Source organism: Nocardioides sp. L-11A (assembly GCA_029961745.1).
Lineage (GTDB): Bacteria > Actinomycetota > Actinomycetes > Propionibacteriales > Nocardioidaceae > Nocardioides.
Map to the genome: position 1 here is coordinate 4925341 of CP124680.1, position 17107 is coordinate 4942447.

At 69.8% G+C, this 17107-nt stretch carries 15 protein-coding genes; 4 read left to right on the forward strand and 11 right to left on the reverse strand.

Translation table 11 applies throughout. The annotated features are described in order from the left end of the window. Positions 1–33 precede the first annotated feature (33 nt). Positions 34–519: an SRPBCC domain-containing protein gene (locus tag QJ852_23580; protein WGX96118.1), complete on the forward strand. Its 486-nt coding sequence runs from the start codon at positions 34–36 to the stop codon at positions 517–519. Here the strand turns inward: QJ852_23580 and QJ852_23585 are convergent. The 5 genes from QJ852_23585 to QJ852_23605 form a co-directional block, all read right to left on the reverse strand. After that, positions 473–925, reverse strand: a complete 453-nt coding sequence (locus QJ852_23585) for a hypothetical protein (GenBank protein WGX96119.1) — start codon at positions 923–925, stop codon at positions 473–475. The two genes, QJ852_23580 and QJ852_23585, sit on opposite strands and share 47 nt — an antisense overlap. A gap of 141 nt (positions 926–1066) precedes the next feature. Next, a complete protein-coding gene (locus tag QJ852_23590) occupies positions 1067–2050 on the reverse strand; it encodes a sulfate ABC transporter ATP-binding protein (GenBank protein WGX96120.1) in 984 nt (327 codons plus the stop codon). After that, positions 2047–2895: a sulfate ABC transporter permease subunit gene (locus QJ852_23595; protein ID WGX96121.1), complete on the reverse strand. Its 849-nt coding sequence runs from the start codon at positions 2893–2895 to the stop codon at positions 2047–2049. Before QJ852_23595 ends, QJ852_23590 begins: the two co-directional genes overlap by 4 nt. Next, the gene (gene cysT, locus QJ852_23600; GenBank protein ID WGX96122.1) at positions 2888–3736 is read right to left on the reverse strand and encodes a sulfate ABC transporter permease subunit CysT; all 849 of its coding nucleotides are present in this window, start codon (positions 3734–3736) and stop codon (positions 2888–2890) included. The genes QJ852_23595 and cysT overlap by 8 nt, the downstream gene beginning before the upstream one ends. Next, the gene (locus QJ852_23605) at positions 3733–4767 is read right to left on the reverse strand and encodes an extracellular solute-binding protein (GenBank protein ID WGX96123.1); all 1035 of its coding nucleotides are present in this window, start codon (positions 4765–4767) and stop codon (positions 3733–3735) included. Before QJ852_23605 ends, cysT begins: the two co-directional genes overlap by 4 nt. A 366-nt stretch (positions 4768–5133) precedes the next feature. Between QJ852_23605 and QJ852_23610 the strand changes: the two genes are divergently transcribed. Together QJ852_23610 and QJ852_23615 are read left to right on the forward strand one after the other, a co-directional pair. Continuing rightward, positions 5134–7098, forward strand: coding sequence for a 2-oxoacid:acceptor oxidoreductase subunit alpha (locus tag QJ852_23610; protein ID WGX96124.1), 1965 nt, complete (start codon positions 5134–5136; stop codon positions 7096–7098). Positions 7099–7124: 26 nt separating this feature from the next. Continuing rightward, complete coding sequence (locus QJ852_23615; protein WGX99498.1) at positions 7125–8204, forward strand: 2-oxoacid:ferredoxin oxidoreductase subunit beta; 1080 nt, start codon at positions 7125–7127, stop codon at positions 8202–8204. Positions 8205–8295: 91 nt separating this feature from the next. Here QJ852_23615 and QJ852_23620 read toward each other — a convergent pair whose 3' ends face one another. Beyond that, positions 8296–8733: a hypothetical protein gene (locus tag QJ852_23620; protein WGX96125.1), complete on the reverse strand. Its 438-nt coding sequence runs from the start codon at positions 8731–8733 to the stop codon at positions 8296–8298. A gap of 114 nt (positions 8734–8847) precedes the next feature. Here QJ852_23620 and rarD point away from each other — a divergent pair, with 114 nt between their 5' ends. After that, positions 8848–9756, forward strand: coding sequence for an EamA family transporter RarD (gene rarD, locus QJ852_23625; protein WGX96126.1), 909 nt, complete (start codon positions 8848–8850; stop codon positions 9754–9756). A gap of 27 nt (positions 9757–9783) precedes the next feature. Here rarD and QJ852_23630 read toward each other — a convergent pair whose 3' ends face one another. From QJ852_23630 to nuoL, 5 genes are all read right to left on the reverse strand, one after another. Beyond that, positions 9784–10866: a Fic/DOC family N-terminal domain-containing protein gene (locus tag QJ852_23630; GenBank protein ID WGX96127.1), complete on the reverse strand. Its 1083-nt coding sequence runs from the start codon at positions 10864–10866 to the stop codon at positions 9784–9786. 151 nt (positions 10867–11017) lie between these two features. Continuing rightward, entirely contained in the window at positions 11018–11962 is a 945-nt protein-coding gene (locus QJ852_23635) for a polyprenyl synthetase family protein (protein WGX99499.1), read from the reverse strand. Between the two features lie 74 nt (positions 11963–12036). Beyond that, complete coding sequence (gene nuoN / locus QJ852_23640; GenBank protein WGX96128.1) at positions 12037–13638, reverse strand: NADH-quinone oxidoreductase subunit NuoN; 1602 nt, start codon at positions 13636–13638, stop codon at positions 12037–12039. Next, the gene (locus QJ852_23645; protein WGX96129.1) at positions 13638–15155 is read right to left on the reverse strand and encodes an NADH-quinone oxidoreductase subunit M; all 1518 of its coding nucleotides are present in this window, start codon (positions 15153–15155) and stop codon (positions 13638–13640) included. The genes nuoN and QJ852_23645 overlap by 1 nt, the downstream gene beginning before the upstream one ends. Next, positions 15155–17098: an NADH-quinone oxidoreductase subunit L gene (gene nuoL, locus QJ852_23650; protein WGX96130.1), complete on the reverse strand. Its 1944-nt coding sequence runs from the start codon at positions 17096–17098 to the stop codon at positions 15155–15157. Before nuoL ends, QJ852_23645 begins: the two co-directional genes overlap by 1 nt. Between the last annotated feature and the right edge of the window lie 9 nt (positions 17099–17107).

A 17107-nucleotide genomic window follows, 5' to 3' on the forward strand; every position in this document is an offset into this window, starting at 1 on the left:
TCCCCGACCGGCCCGCTCGGCCATGATGGGCCCATGAACCCCTCCGCGCGGATCGACATCGACGCGCCGCTGGACGTCGTCTGGTCGGTCATGACCGACACCGAGCGGTACGCCGAGTGGAACCCCTTCGTCGAGCGCGCCGAGACCGCGCAGCCGCCCGCGGTCGGCAACCCGATCGTGCTGCACGTGGTCTGGGCCGGCGGCGGCCGCACCCGCTCGCCCGAGCGGATCACCGCCCTCGACGGCCCGGTCACCGACCCCGCGACCGGTACGACGACGGCGCTGATGTCCTACGTCTACGAGGGCCTGCCCGCGAGGCTGGGCCTGGTCAGGGGGGTGCGCCACCAGCGGCTCACCCAGCGGCCGGGCGGGCCCACGACGTACGAGACCGTCGAGGAGTTCCGCGGTCCCCTCGTCCGCCTCGCCGGGCCGGGGCGGGTGGCCGACGGCTTCCGCCGCCATGCCGAGGGGCTCAAGGCGAGGGCGGAGCGGACTGCTGCTTCGCGGCGGGAGGGATGAGCTCGGAGGCGTTCTTCGCCGCCCACAGCGCGAAGCCGAACACCGCAGCGCCGCAGACGATGTCGACCACGACGTGGGTCTGGCGCCACCAGGCCATGTCCGTGGCCCCGGGCACGGTGTAGTGCGCGATGCCGATGAGCCCCGACAGGGAGTACCCGGTGAGCGCGATCGCGGCGGTCGTGATGTGCCGGCGGAACCACAGCAGCAGCCCCACCGCGCCGAAGGCCGTGAACACGAACCAGCCGACCGCCACCAGCGTGGCGGACGGAGCCGGTACCGCCGCGTCGGGATCGGGCACCGGGTAGTCGTCGTAGTTGACGTAGTTGTCGACGTAGTGCACGACCGACACCAGCACCGCGATCCCGAGCAGCCAGCACAGGACCCTGGTCGCCCGCAGATAGCTCACCCGCCCAGACTAGGAGACGGGACCGGGCGGCCCGGCACTTGTAACTAAGTGTTCGGTCATCCACCCGGGTGCTGTTGCGCCGTTTTCGGCACCACAGCACCCTGGTAGATGACGTAACACTTAGTTACAAGGGGCGTGGCCTCAGGCCGTGGCGGCTCCGAGCACCGGCACGGCCGTCGCTCCCGTGGTGGGGCTCAGCCAGACCCGGCTGCCGAGCTCCAGGTCGAGCGCCCGCGCGTGGGTGCGGGAGAGGACGACCAGGACCGGCTCCTGCTGCCCCTCCACCTCGACGGTGAGCCGCACCTCGAAGCCGACCCGCAGCGCCCGGAGCACGACACCGGCCGACGACCCCGGTACGCCGGGCGTCACCGCCACCTCGATGTCGTGCGGACGCAGCCGCAGCGGGCCGAGCCGGGTGACGGCGCCGAGGAAACCCATCACGAAGTCGTTCGCGGGCTCGTCGTACAGCTCGTCGGGACTGCCGATCTGCTCGATCCGGCCCTCGTTGATGACCACGATCTCGTCGGCGACCTCCAGGGCCTCCTCCTGGTCGTGGGTCACGAACACCGTGGTCACGTGCACCTCGTCGTGCAGCCGGCGGAGCCAGTCGCGCAGCTCCTTGCGGACTTTCGCGTCGAGCGCGCCGAACGGCTCGTCCAGCAGCAGCACCGAGGGCTCCACGGCGAGCGCCCGCGCGAGCGCGAGCCGCTGCCGCTGGCCGCCGGAGAGCTGCGAGGGCAGCCGGTGCGCGAACTGCGAGAGGTGCACGAGCTCGAGCAGCTCGGCCACCTTCGCCTTCACCTCGGCCTTGGGCCGCTTCCTGATCTCCAGGCCGAAGGCGACGTTCTTGGCCACCGTCATGTGCTTGAACACGGCGTAGTGCTGGAACACGAAGCCGACGTTGCGCTTCTGCGGCGGCAGCCTCGTGGCGTCCACGCCCTCGATCTCGACCGAGCCGCCGTCGGCGGACTCCAGGCCGGCGATGATCCGCAGCAGGGTGGACTTGCCGCCGCCGCTGGGCCCCAGCAGGGCGGTCAGCTGACCGGTGGGCAGGGACACGTTGATGTCGTCGAGCGCGACGAAGTCGCCGTAGCGCTTGCCGACACCCCTGACTTCGATGCTCATGAACGATCCTCCTTGCGGATCAGGGAGACGACCACGAGAGCCAGCACGGAGGCCAGCACGAGCACGAACGCGGCGGCGTACGCCGTGGGCTCCTCGTAGTTGTTGTAGCGGTTCTGGATGAGGAGGGTGGCGGTCTCGCCGCGGAACTCGGCGCCCGGACTGACGATCTTGACCGCGCCGAACTCGCCGAGCGAGCGGGCCATGCTCAGCACCACGCCGTACACGACCGCCCACTTGATGCTGGGCAGCGTGATCCGCCGGAAGGTCTGCCAGCCGCTGGCCCCGAGGCTGCTGGCCGCGAGCTCGGCATCGGTGCCAATCTCCTCGAGCACCGGCACGATCTCGCGGATCACCAGCGGCAGGCTGACGAACGCGGTCGCCATGATCAGGCCCGGGGTGGTGCCGATGACATAGAAGCCGACCGACTCCAGCGCCTCGCCGAACCAGCCCTTGCCGGTGCTGTAGGCCAGCACGAGCGCCAGGCCGACGACGACCGGGGAGACCGACATCGGCAGGTCGATGAGCACCGAGAGGATGCGCCGCCCGGGGAACTGGTAGCGGACGAGCAGCAGCGAGATGCCCACGCCGAACAGGGTGTTGATGACGACGGCCCAGAACGCGACCGTGACGGTGAGGTTGAAGGCGTAGGTCACCGACGGGTCGCTGAGCCGCTCCCAGAAGGCCGCGAACCCGCCCTCGGCGCCGCGGTCGGCCGGGGCGAAGGTCTGCTTGCCGACCTCGAAGAGCGGCCAGATCACCAGCACCGCGAGATAGGCGATCACGAACGCCCGCAGGACATAGGTCACCGGGCCCTTGCGGCTCCGGATCGATCGGGTGTCAGCCACGGCGCGCCACCCGCCTCGAGATGAGGTCGAGGATCACGATCGTCACGATCGCCACGACCAGCAGCAGGACGGCGACCGCCGCCGCGCCCGCCTGGTTGTCGCCCTCGAGGAACTTGAGGATCTTCAGCGACGCGACCTCGGTCTCGTAGGGCGTGTTGCCGGAGATGAGGACGAGGGAGCCGAACTCGCTGATCGCCCGGGCGAACCCGAGCGACGAGCCCGCCGCGATCGCCGGGACCAGGCTGGGCAGGATGATCCGCCGGAAGGTGGTGGCCCGCGACGCACCGAGCGAGGCCGCCGCCTCCTCCACGTCGGCGTCGAGCTCGATGAGGACGGGCTGGACGGTACGGACGACGAAGGGCAGGGTCACGAACAGCAGCGCCAGGAAGATGCCCTGGCGGGTGTTCACGATGTTGATGCCGACCGGGCTCTCGGGGCCCCAGAGGCTGAGCAGGACGAGGCCCGCGACGATGGTCGGCAGCGCGAACGGGATGTCGATGACGACGTCGAGGATCCGCTTGCCCGGGAACTGGTCGCGGACGAGCACCCAGGCCACGATGGTGCCGAGCACGGCGTTCACCGCGGTCACCAACAGCGCCTCGACGACCGTGAGTCGCAGGGCCGCGAAGGTCTGGGCGTCGGTCAGCGTGCCCCAGAAGCGGTCGAACCCGCCGTCCGCGGCGGCCCCCACGACCGCGGCGAGCGGCAGCAGCACGAGGACGCTGAACCAGACCAGCGCCACGCCCAGCCCCACGCCCGAGGTCGGCGTGAGGCGGAACAGCCCGCTGGGCCGGCTCGTGGTGCGAGCCGGCCCAACGGGAGCGACGAGGGTGTCGGTCACTGCTTGGTCGCCTCGGCGTACAGCTGGTCGAAGCGGAGCTTCTCGCCGTCCTTGCCGAACCACTCGGCGTTGATCGCGCTCCAGCCGCCGAGGTCGGCGGCCGTGCTCAGGGACGCCGGCGTCGGGAACGGGTCGGCCGGGTCGTTCGCGCCCTCGACCTCGATGCCGGAGATGTCCAGGTCGCCGACCGGCCGGAAGCCCTTCTTCACGAACGCGGTCTGGCCCGCGTCGCTGAGGATGAAGTCCAACCAGTCCTGCGCGACCGGGTTGGCGTCCTTCAGGACGGCGCCCGGGTTCTCGATGAGGAAGGTGTGGTCCGGGACGATGTAGTCGAGATCCTCGCCGTTCTGCTTGGCGAGGATGGCCTCGTTCTCGTAGGTGAGCAGCACGTTGCCGACGCCCTTCTTGAAGGCCTCGGTCGCCTCGCGACCGCTGGCCGCCCAGGTCGTCACGTTGGAGAACACCTTCTTCAAGAAGGCGTCCGCCTCCTCCTCGGTCGCGCCGTTCTGCTTGGCGTAGGTGTAGAGCGCGAGGATGTTCCACTTCGCCGAGCCGGAGCTGGCCGGGTCCGGCGTGACGATGGTGACGTCGTCGCGGGTGAGGTCGTCCCAGTCCTCGATGCCCAGCGGGTTGCCCGCCTGCGTGGCGATCACCGCGACCGAGCTGGAGACGATGCCCCGGGTCGGCCCGGCGTTCCAGTCGTCGGCGACGAGACCGGCGTCGACCAGCCGGGTCAGGTCCGGCTCGAGCGAGAAGACGACATAGTCGACGTCCTTGCCCTTGGTGTCCACCACCTTGCGGCTCTGGTCACCCGAGGCGCCGTACGAGCCCGAGAAGGTCACGCCCTTGCCGGCGTCGGTCTTGTTGAACTCCGCCGCGGCGGCCTTGTTGCCGGCCTCCGGGACCGCGAAGCCGACGATATTGACCGTCTCGCCGTCTCCACTGCCGTTGCCCCCGTCGGCGCTCGCGCACGCAGTCAGCGCCAACGCTCCGGTGACCGCCAGGGCGGCGGCCTTGATGACTCGCTTCATCGCACTCATTCCTTGCTGTCCGGGCCGGCCTCTCGGGGGCCAGTTCCATCAAACTAGATCGGAATAATACATATAAGAGAATTAAGAGACTCGCTCACTAGACAAATCGACGAGCCGCCATGACCGACCTCACACCCCCACGGAGGCCGCCGGAGCGCCCATCAGGCGGCGCGGCCACCGCTGCGCCACGGCGGCGGACTATCGTGGTGAGCGTTCGTCGAGCCGCGTCGATCCGGCGGCCGGCGCGAGCAGGACAGGTGTCCACCCAAGAAGTGGAACGTGTTCTAGATTGGCTCTAGAATCGGCTCACCTGAAGCTGTCATCGCGCGCGAGGCCGCCATCGATGTCGAGAGAAGTGGAGCAGGTGTGAGCCAGACCAAGCAGGTCAAGCAGCTGGACCGGGTGATCATCCGGTTCGCCGGAGACTCCGGTGACGGCATGCAGCTGACCGGTGACCGGTTCACCCAGGAGTCGGCCGTGTTCGGCAACGACCTGGTGACCCTGCCCAACTTCCCCGCCGAGATCCGCGCCCCCCAGGGCACCATCCCGGGCGTGTCGTCGTTCCAGGTCCACTTCGCCGACCACGACATCCTCACCGCCGGCGACCGGCCCGACGTCCTGGTCGCGATGAACCCCGCCGCGCTGAAGGCCAACCTGGGCGACCTGCCCAAGGGCGCGACGATCATCGTGGACACCCACGACTTCACCAAGCGCAACCTCGACAAGGCCGGCTACACCTCGAACCCGCTCGACAAGCTGGGCGAGGTCGATGACATCCTGGCCGGCTTCCAGGTCCAGCCCGTCGACCTGACCGGCATCACCGTCGAGGCCGTCAAGGAGTTCGGCCTCTCCCGCAAGGACGCCGCCCGCGCGAAGAACATGTTCGCCCTGGGCCTGCTCTCGTGGATGTACGGGCGCCCGACCGAGCCCACGATCGCGTTCCTGGAGAAGAAGTTCGCCAAGGTCGCCGACATCCTGGGCGCCAACCTCGCCGCCTTCAAGGCCGGCTGGAACTACGGCGAGACCACCGAGACCTTCGTGGTCCAGTACGAGATCAAGCCCGCCAAGATGCGTCCCGGGACGTACCGCAACATCACCGGCAACCTGGCCCTGTCCTACGGCCTCGTCGCCGCCGGCGTCCGCTCCCAGCTGCCGGTCTTCCTGGGCTCCTACCCGATCACCCCCGCCTCCGACATCCTTCACGAGCTGAGCAAGCACAAGGGCTTCGGCGTCACCACCCTCCAGGCCGAGGACGAGATCGCCGGCATCGGCGCCGCGATCGGTGCCTCCTTCGCCGGCCAGCTCGCCGTCACCACCACCTCCGGCCCCGGCATCGCCCTCAAGTCCGAGGCGATCGGCCTGGCCGTGATGACCGAGCTGCCCCTGCTCGTGGTCAACGTCCAGCGCGGCGGTCCCTCGACCGGCCTGCCGACCAAGACCGAGCAGGCCGACCTGCTCCAGGCCATGTACGGCCGCAACGGCGAGGCCCCCGTCCCGATCGTCGCGCCCCAGTCCCCCGGCGACTGCTTCGCCGCCGCGGTCGAGGCCGCTCGGATCGCGATCACCTACCGCACTCCGGTCTTCCTGCTCTCCGACGGCTACCTCGCCAACGGCTCCGAGCCCTGGGAGATCCCCTCGATCGAGGATCTCCCCACGATCGACCCCGGCTTCGCCACCGCGCCCAACCACGAGGGGGCCAAGGGTACGGAGTTCTGGCCCTACCTGCGCGACGAGGAGACGCTGGCCCGGCCGTGGGCGATCCCGGGCACCGCCGGCCTCGAGCACCGCATCGGTGGGCTGGAGAAGGCCGGCACCATCGACGAGGGTCACGGCAACATCTCCTACGACCCCGCCAACCACGACGCGATGGTCCGGATCCGCGCCGAGAAGGTCCAACGCATCGCCGACTCCCTCCCGCCGCTCGAGGTCGACGACCCCTCCGGCGAGGCCAAGGTCCTCGTGATCGGCTGGGGCTCGACGTACGGGCCGATCGGCGCCGCATGCCGCCGCGTGCGCCGCGCCGGCTACGACGTCGCCCAGGTCCACCTGCGCCACCTCAACCCGTTCCCCAAGGACCTCGGCGAGATCCTCAAGCGCTACGACAAGGTCCTGGTCCCCGAGATGAACCTCGGCCAGCTCTCCCGCCTGCTGCGCGCGGAGTACCTCGTCGACGCCATCGGCTACAACCACGTCTACGGCCTGCCGCTCAAGGCCGCCGAGCTCGCCGAGGCCGTCGGCGCGCTCGTCGGCCAGGCCGAAGGTCGCGACGTCGACCTCGGTGAGCACGGAACGAACGTCCCCGCCGACCACGAGGAGGCTCCGGTCAAGTGACCACCATCGACCTCGGCAACCCGTCCCTGCGCTCCGGCACCGAGCTGGTCCCCTCGCTCGGCGAGGGAGAGACCCAGACCGGCAAGGACTTCTCCAGCGACCAGGAGGTCCGCTGGTGCCCCGGCTGCGGCGACTACGCCGTCCTCAAGGCCGTCCAGTCCTTCCTCCCCGACCTGGGCCTGCGCCGCGAGAACATCGTGTTCGTCTCCGGCATCGGCTGCTCCTCACGCTTCCCCTACTACCTCGACACCTACGGCATGCACTCGATCCACGGCCGCGCGCCGTCGATCGCCACCGGCATCGCCACCGCCCGCGAGGACCTCAACGTCTGGGTCGTCACCGGTGACGGCGACGCACTGTCCATCGGCGGCAACCACCTGATCCACGCCCTGCGCCGCAACGTGAACATGACGATCCTGCTGTTCAACAACCGGATCTACGGCCTGACCAAGGGCCAGTACTCCCCCACCTCCGAGACCGGCAAGGTCACCAAGTCCACCCCCGTGGGCTCGATCGACCACCCGTTCAACCCGGTCTCGCTCGCGCTCGGTGCCGAGGCGTCGTTCGTGGCGCGGACCATCGACTCCGACCGCAAGCACCTCACCGCCGTCCTCGCCGCCGCCGCCGCCCACCGCGGCACCTCGCTGGTCGAGATCTACCAGAACTGCCCGATCTTCAACGACGGCGCCTTCGACGCGATCAAGGACAACGACACCAAGGCCCACGCGATCATCCCGCTGGTCCACGGCGAGCCGATCACCTTCGGCACCCGCGACGAGGCCACCGGGCTGGGCGACAAGGCCCTGGTCCGCGCCGCCGGCGGCGTCGAGGTCGCCGACACGGCCTCCGTGCCCGCCGACGCGATCCTCGTCCACGACGCCCACGACCCGGACCCGTCGACGGCGTTCGCGGTCAGCCGGCTGACCGACGCCGGCTACCTCAACCGCAGCCCGATCGGGATCTTCCGCCAGGTCGACCGCCCGACGTACGACGACCAGGCCCGGGCCCAGGTCGCCACCGCGACCCAGGCCGTCGCCGACCGGGGGACGCCAGAGGAGCGGCTCGCCGCCCTGATCGGCGCCGGGGACACCTGGACCGTCGACTGACCGGCCGGCCCACCCGGCCCGGACCCCGCGGACAAAGCGAAGCGCCGCCGAGCAGGAGCTCGGCGGCGCTTCGCGTCGGGTGTCACCGCATTCAGCGACGGCTGACGGTGAACTTGTAGCTGGCCTTGGCGTAGACCGCGTCGCCCTTGGCGATGACCTTGTACTTGGTCTTCTTGCCCTTCTCGGCGCGGACGAAGACCTTCTTGGTGAGGCCATCGCCCTTGGTCTTGACCTTGGCGATGCGGACCCAACGGCCGTTGCGCTTGACGTAGACCTTCATCTTGACGCCCGCGGCGAGCGGGTCGGTCGCGAACTTGGCCCAGAGACGCTTGCCGTAGCAGCCAGCCGCGGGGTGCGGACCGCAGTCGCCGATCAGGACCGTACGCGGCGTGACGCCCTTGGCGGCGACGACCTGGCCGGGCTGGACCTGGATGGAATCGGCCTGCGCGGCCGTCGGTGCGAGCGTCAGTCCCAGCAGGGCAGCCGTGACGGCGGCCACCAGGACGGAGATGGTGCGAATGAATCGCATAGGGACTCCCCCTCGTGATCAGGATCGTTCGTGGACACGGCCTTCGTGCCCGCATGGGCGCTACCTGAAACCACCTCGCCCCCGCGAGCCGGAACACGCCGCTAGGGTCCCAGTGTGTCGGACCAGCGTCGCGGGCTCGCCCTCGGGTTCCTCGCCTACCTGCTCTGGGGTGCCTTTCCCCTCTACTGGCCCCTGCTCAAACCCAGTGGCGCCGTGGAGATCCTGGCTCATCGCATCGTCTGGTCGGTGGTCGTCATGGGGCTGCTCGTCCTGGCTCTGCGCCGGGGGGCCGCCCTGCGTGCCGTCCTGCGCGACCGGCGCCGGACCGCCCTGCTCCTCGCCGCGGCCGTCGTGATCACCGGCAACTGGGGCATCTACATCTACGCGGTCAACAGCGACCGCGTCGTCGAGGGATCCCTGGGCTACTTCATCAACCCCCTCGTCACCGTGTTGCTCGGTGTGCTGGTGCTCGGGGAGCGGCTCCGGCCGGTCCAGTGGGCGGCACTCGCCGTGGGGGCCGTCGCGGTCGTCGTGCTGACCGTGGACTACGGCCGGCCACCGGTGATCGCGCTCGCGTTGGCGATGTCCTTCGGCACCTACGGCCTCGCGAAGAAGTCCGCCGGCGTCGGCGCGATCGAGAGCCTGGCCTTCGAGACCGCGGTGATCGCGCCCGTCGCCCTGTCCTACCTGGTGTGGCTGGGTGCGGCCGGGCGCGGGCACTTCGCCGACGAGGGGACCGGCCACGTCGCGCTCCTGATCGCGAGCGGCATCATCACCGCCGTACCGTTGCTGTGCTTCAGCGCCGCGGCGACCCGGGTGTCGATGACCAGTCTCGGGCTGCTGCAGTACCTCACCCCGATCCTGCAGTTCGCCCTCGGCATCACGGTGGTCGGCGAGGCGATGCCGGCCGGGCGGTGGGTCGGGTTCGGGCTGGTCTGGCTCGCGCTGGTCGCGTTCACCGTCGACGCCCTACGTCACCGACGCCGCCAGCTCGCCCTCGCGGCCGAGTCCTGCGCACTCTGAGGTGGTCGGACACGTCGGCGCCGGACCTCACTCCGGGCGCGTGAGCACGTCGAGGAACTCATGGTTGACGAACAGCAGCTCCCGCCCCACCTTGGCCTCGTAGAGAAGGCCCGCGCTGACGAGGGCGTGCAGCCAGGTCGAAGCGATCTGTCTCGACACATCGCACCGCTCCACGACAGAGCCGATGCGGCAGTAGGGCTGCTCGAAGAGGACCGACAGGAACCGGGCATCACGACCACCCGGCGTGGCGGCACGCGCCCGCTCGGCGATCTCGTTCTGGCAGGCACGGATGGAGCCGATCTTCCGCGTGGTCGAGGTTGCCGACTCCCGCACGACCTCCAGCATGTGGCAGACCCATTCGATCCAGGCACCCTCAGCGCTGACCGCGCGCAGGAGACGGTAGTAGTCGTGCTTCCGCGCGATGATCGACCGTGAGAGGTAGAGGATCGGCTCGTCCAACAGACCCGACTGGATGAGCATGAGGATGTTGATGACGCGCCCGGTGCGCCCGTCGCCGTCGTGGAACGGGTGGATCGCCTCGAACTGATAGTGCGCGACCGCCATGCGCACCAACGGATCGAGGTCCTCCTCGCCATGGACGAAGCGTTCCCAGGCAGCCAGCTTCTCGCGGATCACGTCCGCTCCCTCAGGAGGCGCGTCGACCACCTCACGAGTGCCGGGGTTCACGATCCGCGTGCCAGGAACCGCCCGAATGTCCATGTCCCGCCCTTGGAGGCGAGAACAGATGGTCGCTGCCGTCGTGGCGGAGAGAGGGCTGCTCCGGATGGCATCGACCCCGGCGAAGAGAGCGGTGCGGTAGCGCAGCGCCTCCTTGGTGGCATGGTCACCACCACCGGAGTCGACGTGCTTGAACAGCTCGTCCGCCGTCGTCACGATGTTCTCGATCTCCGAACTCGCTTGCGCCTCGAGCAGCGGCACGGCGTGGATCAGCACGTTCGGGTTCGGCAGCAGTCGTCCCGCCTGAGCCAGCGTCGCCAAGGCAGCGCGCGCTTCGATAGCGGCCTTGAGCACCTCTTTCGGCTCGAGGTCGAGCCCGACCGGAGGCAGTTCCGGAAGGTCGTTGAAGGGGATCTCGGGATTCCAGACCACACGTCAACTCTGTCAACAGATCCGACCTATCTGTTAAATGAACGCCGAAAAATCAACACGTTCCGCGAACGCGTGGGGTTCCTTGACGTGTCGTACGGCGTGCCGGTTCGGGTGTGCTCAGCCTGGCAGCCGGCGTGCTGAAAGACCTGGCTCAGGCGGAGCGGACCGCCACGACGTCGGCGAACGCCTCCAGCGCGGAGCGCACCGAGCCCTCGGGCAGCGCCGCGAGCAGCCGCTTGGCCTCCTGGGCACGGGCGATGACATAGGCCCGGGCCTGCTCCATCGCGGGATGCTTGCGGAGCAGGTCGAGCGCCTCGGCGTGGAGGTCCGCGTCGCCGGCGAGATCGGTGCGCGCGGGGTCGAGCAGCTCGAGCAGGCGGGCGTCGGCCGGGTCGGTGGAGGCGCGCGCCATCAGCACCGGCAGCGTCGGGACCCCCTCCTTGAGGTCGGTGCCGGGCGTCTTCCCGGACTCCTCGCTGTCGGAGGCGATGTCGAGGATGTCGTCGGAGAGCTGGAACGCGGTGCCGACCAGCTCGCCGTACGCCGTCAGCGCGGCGACCACCTCCGGCGAGGCACCCGAGAAGAGGGCGCCGTAGTGCGCCGAGGTGGCGATCAGCGAGCCGGTCTTGCCGGCGACGACCTCGAGGTGGTGGGCGAGCGCGTCGTCCTCGGGTCCCGGCTCGACGGTCTCGAGGATCTGCCCCTCGACCAACCGGGTGAAGGTCTCGGCCTGGATGCGCACGGCCTCGGGCCCGAGCTGAGCGGTCAGCTCCGATGACTTGGCGAAGAGCCAGTCGCCGGTGAGGATCGCGACCAGGTTGTCGTAGCGGGCGTTGGCGGAGTCCTCGCCACGGCGCAGCGCTGCCTCGTCCATGACGTCGTCGTGGTAGAGCGAGCCGACATGGGTGATCTCCACGACGCAGGCGGCGGTGAGCACCTCCTCGGCGTCGGGCCGCGGCCCCGCCTCAGCCGCCAGCAGGACCAGCAACGGCCGGAACCGCTTCCCACCGGCGGCCAGCAGATGGCGCGCCGCCTCCGTGACGTACGGCGCGCGGCTGGACGCGTGCCCGTAGAGCGCCTCCTCGACCGTGGCCATCCGTGCCCGCAGCCGGTCGGCCAGGGCGGTGTCGTCGATCGGCAGCGCCAGGTCGGCGGGACGCGCATCAGGGCTCACCTGATGAAGTCTCCCGCACTGGTGACGAGATCGAGAACCGGGCCCGGCACGACACCCATCACCAGGGTCGCCACCAGACACACCACGATGGTGCCCGAGGTGAGCAGCGAGGACCGGGTGACCACGCCGGCGCCGTCCTGACTGGGCTCGGTGAAGAACATCAGCCGGATGTGCCGGACGTAGAACGTGATCGCCAGGATGCTGCACGCGATCGCCACCAGGACCACCGGCCAGGCGCCCGCCGACAGCGCCGAGGTGAACACCGCCCACTTGCCGATGAAGCCCGCGGTGAGCGGGATCCCGGCCATCGAGAGGAGGAAGAACGCGAACGCGCCCGCCACCAGCGGCGAGGTCCGCCCGAGGCCCGCCCAGCGGTCGTACGCCGTCGCCTCGCCCCCGGCGTCGCGGACCAGGGTGACGATGGCGAAGGCGCCGATCATGGCGAAGCCGTAGGTGGTGAGGTAGAAGAGCACGCCCTCCAGCGAGGTGTACTGCCCCTCGGCGAGGTCGCCCGCACTCTGGACGCCGAGCACGCCGACCAGGATGAATCCGGTGTGGGCCACCGAGGAGTAGGCCAGCATCCGCTTCACGTCGTTCTGCACGATGGCGAGGACGGCGCCGAGGAGCATCGACGCGATCGCGATCACCCACAACGTCGGCTGCCAGCTCCAGCGCTCGCCGCCGAAGGCGACGTAGAGCAGGCGCAGCAGCGCACCGAAGGCGGCGACCTTGGTGCCGGCCGCCATGAACGCGGTCACCGCGGTGGGCGCGCCCTGGTAGACGTCCGGGGTCCACGCCTGGAAGGGCGCGGCGCCGACCTTGAACAGCAGGCCGACCGCGAGCAGCCCGATGCCCGCCAGCAGCAGGCCGTGGTTGGCCGAACCGGCACGGACCGCCTCGTTGATGCCGGCGAAGCTGACCGAGCCGGCGTAGCCGTAGACCAGCGCGGCGCCGTACAGGAAGAAGCCGGAGGCGAAGGCGCCGAGGAGGAAGTACTTCATCGCCGCCTCCTGGCTCAGCAGGCGGCGCCGGCGGGCCAGGCCGCAGAGCAGGTAGAGCGGCAGCGAGAGCACCTCGAGGGCGACGAACATGGTCAGCAGGTCGCCGGAGGCCGGGAAGAGCAGCATGCCGAAGACCGCGAACAGGAGCAGCGGGTAGACCTCGGTGTGCTCCAGGCCGCGGGTCGAGGCCTCGCGCTCGCTCTCGGTGCCGGGCAGCGCGGCCGCCTGGCCGGTGAAGGCCGACACCCCGCCCTCGAGGCGCTGCTCGCCGAAGAGCGCGACGCCACCGAGGGCGAAGACCAGCAGCAGCCCCCACAGGTAGACCGTCGGGCCGTCGACCACGATGCTGCCCATCGCGCCGACCAGTCCGCGCCCCTCGGCGCCGGCGGCGCCGGTGTGCTCGTCGAGGTTCACGCCGACCACGACCGTGGCGACCAGCGCCGCCGCGACGGTGACCAGCGCGAGACCGACCTGCGGGAGGCGGCGGGTCCCGCGCGGGAGGATGGCCTCCAGCGCGACGCCGACGCAGGCACCGCCGAAGACGATGAGGAGCGGCAGCAGCTCGGCGTACTCGAGCTCGGGCTTCACGAACTCCATCAGTGGTCACCCTCTCCCTCGGACCCGGCATGGGCGACCGTCGGCGCGTCGTCCTGCACCCCGACCTGCTGCATCAGGTCACCCACCATCGGGTTGCTCACGTCGAGCAGCGGCGCCGGGTAGAACCCGAAGAACACCAGCGCGGCCATGAGCGGGGCCACCGCGGCGATCTCGCGTACGCCGAGGTCGCGGGTGCCCTCGATCTCCGGCGGTGTCGGGCCGGTCATCGTGCGCTGGTACAGCCACAGCACGTAGATGGCCGACAGGACGACCGCGGTGACCGCGATGGCGCCGACCCACCAGCCGTAGTCGAAGGCCGCCACGAACACCAGGAACTCGCTGATGAAGGGCGAGAGCCCCGGCAGGCCGAGCGTGGCCAGGCCGGCGACGAGCAGCAGACCGGCCAGCACGGGGGCGACCTTCTCCACCCCGCGCATCTCGCGGATCGAGGCGGTGCCGCTGCGGTCGTAGAGGTAGCCGGCCACCAGGAAGAGCGCAGCGGTGCCGAGACCGTGGTTGACCATGTAGAGGATCGCGCCGGTGCCGCCCTGGCTGGTCATGGTGAAGACGCCGAGCGTGATCAGGCCGAAGTGGCTCAGCGAGGTGAGACCGATGAGCCGGAAGATGTCGTCCTGCCCGATCGCGACCAGGGCGCCGTAGACGACGGAGATCAGCGCGAGGGTGATCACCAGCGGCGTCGCCCATTGCGAAGCCTCCGGGAAGATGCCCAGGCAGAACCGCATCATCCCGAAGGTGCCGATCTTGTCGAGGATGCACACCAGCAGCACACCGGTGCCGGGCGTCGCCTTCTCGGTGGTGTCGGCCAGCCAGGTGTGCAGCGGGAACAGCGGTGCCTTGACCGCGAAGGCGATGAAGAAGCCGAAGAACAGCCAGCGCCCGGCCTCGGTGCCGATGTCGAGCTTCTCGAGGTCGGAGAGGAGGTACGACGGCTCGCCCTGCTGGGCGGAGACGACGTACAGGCCGATCACCGACGCCAGCAGCACCAGACCGCCGGCCAGCTGGAACATCAGGAACTTCAGTGCCGCCGCGCCCCGGCCGTCGCGGCCGAAGCCGCCGACCAGGAAGTACGCCGGGATCAGCGTCGCCTCGAAGACGACATAGAACAAGAACACATCGGTCGCGCAGAACACCGCGAGCGAGAGCCCCTCCAGCGCGAGGGTCCAGGCGACGAAGGAGCGCGCTCCGGCCGAGCCGGGGGCGTCGGCCTTGAACCACTCGGCGCCGAGCACCAGCGGGACGAGCAGCACCGTCAGCAGGACCAGCAGCAGGCCGAGCCCGTCGACGCCGAGGGCGTAGTGGACCCCGAACGCCTCGATCCACTCGTGCTCTTCGGTGAGCTGCCGCCCGCCGTCGAGCTCGTACGACGCCGCGACGACCACGCCCACGACCAGGGTCGCCAGCGCGACGCCGAGGCCGACGGTCTTGCTGAGCGTGCGCGGCAGCAGCGCGACGGCGACCGCGCCGGCGATCGGCAGCCAGATGAGCAGCGACAACATCAGTTCACCACCACCAGGGTCAGGACGAGGAGCAGTGCGCCGCCGAGGATGCCGAGGGCGTAGGACCGGACGTAGCCGTTCTGGAGCCGCCGCAGCAGCTCACCGGTGCCGGCCAGCACCGTCGTACCACCGGTGAAGAGACCGTCGACGATCGAGCGGTCGCCGGCGGTGAGGCTGCTCACCGCGGCCTTGCCGGGCGTGACGACCAGGCCCTCGTTGATGGCGTCGCCGTAGAGGTCCGCACGGGCGGCCCTCGTCGCGATCGAGACGTCCGCCGGCGCGACCCGCGGCACCTCCCGTCTGCCGACCAGGAACCAGGCCGCCGCGACGCCGACGGCGACGACCGCGACCGTGAGCAGGGTGAGGACGATGACCGGCACGGGCGGCTCGTGGTGCTCGGCGTGGCCGACGACGGGGCTGAGCCAGTCGACGATCCAGTTGCCGGCCAGCATCAGGCCGCCGAGGACCGACAGCGCGGCGAGGACGATCAGCGGGATCGTCATCACCTTCGGGCTCTCGTGGGGGTGGACGCCCTTCTCCCACCGCTTGTCGGTGAAGAAGGTCATCAGCATCATCCGGGTCATGTAGAAGCCGGTGATGCCCGCGCCCAGCAGGGCGCAGACGCCGACGACCGGGTTCTCGACCAGCGCGGTCTCGATGATCTTGTCCTTGGACCAGAAGCCCGAGAAGCCGGGGAAGCCGATGATCGCCAGGTAGCCCATCGCGAAGGTCAGGAAGGTGACCGGCAGCATCTTGTTGAGCGCGCCGTAGTGGCGCATGTCGACGTCGTCGTCCATGGCGTGCATGACCGAGCCGGCGCCGAGGAACATGTTGGCCTTGAAGAAGCCGTGGGTCAGCAGGTGGAAGATCGCGAAGGCGTAGCCCGCGACGCCGAGGCCGGCGCCGAGCATCATGTAGCCGATCTGGCTCATCGTGGAGCCGGCCAGGCCCTTCTTGATGTCGTCCTTGGCGCACCCGATGATCGCGCCCCACAGCAGCGTGACGGTGGCGACGATGACGACCGCGGTCTGCGCGGTCGGGGCCAGCTCGAAGACGAAGTTGGAGCGGGTGATCAGGTAGACGCCGGCCGTGACCATGGTCGCCGCGTGGATCAGCGCGGACACCGGCGTCGGGCCCTCCATCGCGTCCAGGAGCCAGGCCTGGAGCGGCACCTGGGCCGACTTGCCGCAGGCGCCGACGAGCAGCAGCACGCCGATCCAGTTCAGCGTCGTCTCGGTGGCGCCTCCCGACATCGCGCTGATGCCGCTGAAGCTGGTCGTGCCGAAGGTGACGATCATCAAGAAGATGGCCAGGCCCAGCCCCATGTCGCCGACCCGGTTGATGACGAACGCCTTCTTGGCCGCGGCCGCCGCGGACGGCTTGTGCTGCCAGAAGCCGATGAGGAGGTACGACGCGAGGCCGACACCCTCCCAGCCGAGGAACAGGCCGACGTAGTTCTCCGAGAGGATCAGCATGAGCATCGCCGCGACGAAGAGGTTCAGGTAGGCGAAGAACCGGCGCCGGCGCGGGTCGTGGGCCATGTAGCCGATCGAGTAGACGTGGATCAGCGAGCCGACACCGGTGATCAGCAGCAGGAACAGCGCCGACAGCGGGTCGTAGAGCAGGTCGAGCCCGATGTGCAGGCCGCCCGCCTCGATCCAGTCGTAGAGGTGCTGGCTGATCTGGCGCTCGCCCTCGTCGCGCCCCAGCAGGGTGATGAAGAGGACCAGGCTGATGACGAACGACGTCGCGGAGGTCGCCGTACCGAGCAGGTGGCCCCACCTGTCGGTGTAGCGGCCGCCGAGGAGCAGCACCGCCGCGCCGAGCAGCGGCAGCGCGATGATCAGCCACAGCAGCGTGAACGGGCCGTCGGCGTCGGTCGGCGAGACGACGGGGATGGAGGTCTCGCTGGCCTTGAGGGTCAGCGCGGTGAGTGCGTTCATCGTCTCGTC